This is a genomic window from Ureibacillus chungkukjangi, from assembly GCF_003217295.1.
GTDB lineage: Bacteria > Bacillota > Bacilli > Bacillales_A > Planococcaceae > Ureibacillus > Ureibacillus chungkukjangi.
Window position 1 is genome coordinate 1 of the sequence record NZ_QJTJ01000063.1, and the last position, 2,888, is coordinate 2,888.

At 35.2% G+C, this 2,888-nt stretch carries 3 protein-coding genes; all 3 read right to left on the bottom strand.

The genetic code is table 11. The annotated features are described in order from the left end of the window. Nucleotides 1-99 precede the first annotated feature (99 nt). A complete protein-coding gene (locus tag BJ095_RS19160; RefSeq protein WP_181418125.1) occupies nucleotides 100-252 on the bottom strand; it encodes a hypothetical protein in 153 nt (50 codons plus the stop codon). A gap of 206 nt (nucleotides 253-458) precedes the next feature. After that, a complete protein-coding gene (istB, locus tag BJ095_RS18660; protein WP_107937907.1) occupies nucleotides 459-1,205 on the bottom strand; it encodes an IS21-like element helper ATPase IstB in 747 nt (248 codons plus the stop codon). Further along, nucleotides 1,202-2,752: an IS21 family transposase gene (gene istA, locus BJ095_RS18665; protein ID WP_181418126.1), complete on the bottom strand. Its 1,551-nt coding sequence runs from the start codon at nucleotides 2,750-2,752 to the stop codon at nucleotides 1,202-1,204. The genes istB and istA overlap by 4 nt, the downstream gene beginning before the upstream one ends. Nucleotides 2,753-2,888 lie beyond the last annotated feature (136 nt).

A 2,888-nucleotide genomic window follows, 5' to 3' on the forward strand; every position in this document is an offset into this window, starting at 1 on the left:
TGTAAGCGTCAAGTAGAATTGGACACATTTTGCTAATTAATTTTGAACAATTTCGTTGATTCTTCTCCCACTCCTTTGTAGAAGTAGGAGAAAGAATTATTAAAATGGCATCTTGCCAAGTTCTAGTTCTAATTCATGCTTTTCATCTTGAAGTTTGGATACTTTCGCCTTTAAAGAGGCAATTTCCTCAAGTAATCTATCGATCTTCGTTTCATTATTGATTCCTCTTTCATATGGTGAACCAATCCACAAAGTGTCGAATATGAAATCTTCGATATCATGCTCAATAATCTTGTAAAGATTGCCATCCTGGATATTTTTTATAGAGCCATCCGATAACCAGCTCTCAACTTTTTGATGGTCACAAGATTAAACCTAATTCTAATATGATTTCTCTTACTTCATTTATATTTAAAATCTTCATTTAAATGAAATCTCCTTATACCCATTTGCTAATGTTAAAACATACCTTGACGATGCTTCATTCGATAGCTATCATCATTCATCTGTACAACTTCTACTCTGTGTAAAATGCGATCTAAAATAGCTGTAGTTATACCTTCATCTCCCAATAATTCGCCCCATTGATCAGGACTCTTGTTAGAAGTCAAAATAATTGAGCTACGCTCATAAAGATGATTTATCAGATGAAAGAATAGATTTGCTTCACGTGAATCCATTGCCATGTACATTAAGTCATCAATAATTACTAAATCAGAAGATTCAATTCGGTTTAATTGCACCTGTGATTTCCGTGTAAATTCTCTGGTTTTTAAAAGATTGATTAATTCACCCATAGTCACAAACATGACGTTAAATCCTTTTTGAATTGCTTCAATTCCTAATCCTATGGCCAAATGGGTTTTACCAACACCAGGCGGTCCTAATAGAATTAAGTTATATTGTTGCTCTAGCCAATTTAGCTCTTTTAGTTGGTTTAATTGCCTTTCGTTTAAAGAGGTTTGATCAGATAAATCAAATAGTTCCAGCGTTTTCATATAAGGAAACTTCGCCCAACGCATTCGTTTTTCAATACTCTTTTCTTCACGTTTAGTTAATTCGAATTCAACGATTTCTTTAATAAATTCCCGATAAGTCCATGTGGACTGTTCCGCTTTTCTTAATATATTAGGCAGCTCAGTGGCTGTTTCTGTTAATCTTAGTTGTTTAAAATAGTTTTGTAGATTTTCTAAGCCATCATTCATGAGATGACACCCCCTAAAATATCTGTGTATGTGCTGATAGAACGTGTTTCTACTTTGATATTCCTTGTTTTTAACCTACTCGATTCGAGAGGTGGAACTGGTAGTTCTTTGCTTTGAATCTTGCTTATATACTTTGCAATATCATGAAAATCATTGGCACTTGTGAAATGCTCGTCAACACATTTTATTAGGGTTTCATCGATATAATCTGGATAATCATTGGTTGTTTTATGGATGATGGCCAGCTGGTCCCTTTTATATCGAGGATACTCAGCTAGGACCTGATTAATATATGTAGTCGCTAGTTCAGTATTATTAAACTGGCGAATCACTGTTTCTTTATAGGCTTGGATACCTTTTGAACGATCACGTTCATGATTTCGATTTTTGACTAATTTTCCTTTGGCTAATTCAAGACGATGCTTCGCTAGAACTTCACCATCAGGACTTCGTTTAATCACCAGTTGCTGCTGATTGCTTTCATCTACAGCCATTTCAATTGAAACAAGGTTTAGACCTCTTGGTCTATATGTTCCCAGTGGGACAGAGTAACGATTAGATTTATAGTGTATGGTGTTGTCCTTATTAACGGTTCTTGTTATACTAATTGTATTGTTACTCTCTATTGAGAGTGGGTTAGAGACTGGCTTTAAGTGTTGCTTTTCGAGGAGAAACACTTCTGTCGGTCTCTTTTTTGTACCGTTATGTACTTTGTAATTACCCGTACGTTTCAGCCACTCTATACATCGTTCATTCCAATTATCTATAGTAGTGAAAATACGGCTATCTGCGAAATTTCCTTTCACATACTTCACTACATTTTCAATTTTACCTTTCGATTCTGGATCTGCTTTACGACATAAATATATTCTGAACTTACGTTGTTGTTTATAGGATTGAAATTCACCTGTTAAAATAATATCCCCGGCATTTTCACTGACTGTTATTAAATGATCTTGGTCGTAGACAATCTCTTCTGGCATCCCTCCAAAATACTGAAAAGCATTTTCGTGGCTTCTTATCGTATCGCGTGTTGTAAATGGTCGATCTTGCCATTCTACATATTTGTACCGAGAGTGCGATAATACAAAACAAATACAGTACAGTTTCACTTCAGTATTTTCTTTCGTTTTTTGACGAGTTTCTCCCCAGTCAACTTGCATTTGTTTTCCCATTGGCTGTTCGATTATGGCCTCATATTGCCTAACTTTTTTGGTTTTCTCAATTTGATATTCTTCTCGTAACTCACTGACATACATGCGCATCGTACTTTCTCCAACAACCAATTTAGGATGACGTTCTAGTAACCAATCATGCAGTTGTGCAGCACTTAAATGAGGATGTTCTTTGAGCCAAGCGACTAACCAATCTTTATAAGGGTCTAATTTTTTCTTTCTGGATTTTAATGTATTCGCCCACTCATAAGCCTGTTCAGGCGACATTTCCAAATAGCTATAAACCGTCGTTCGAGATATTTTAAGCTGTTCTGCAATCTGTGTTACAGTAAATCTTTGTTCTTTCATTTGTTGGATTGCTAAATATAACATCAATTTCTTTTTCACCTTTCATCATGCCCCCGATTACCAATCTACTACCAATTTAGTATAAAGGATAAGGGTTATTTTTGGCGAAAGTGTTCAATCTTATTTAGCGATATCTGTCCATTTTATTTTAGCGTTTACA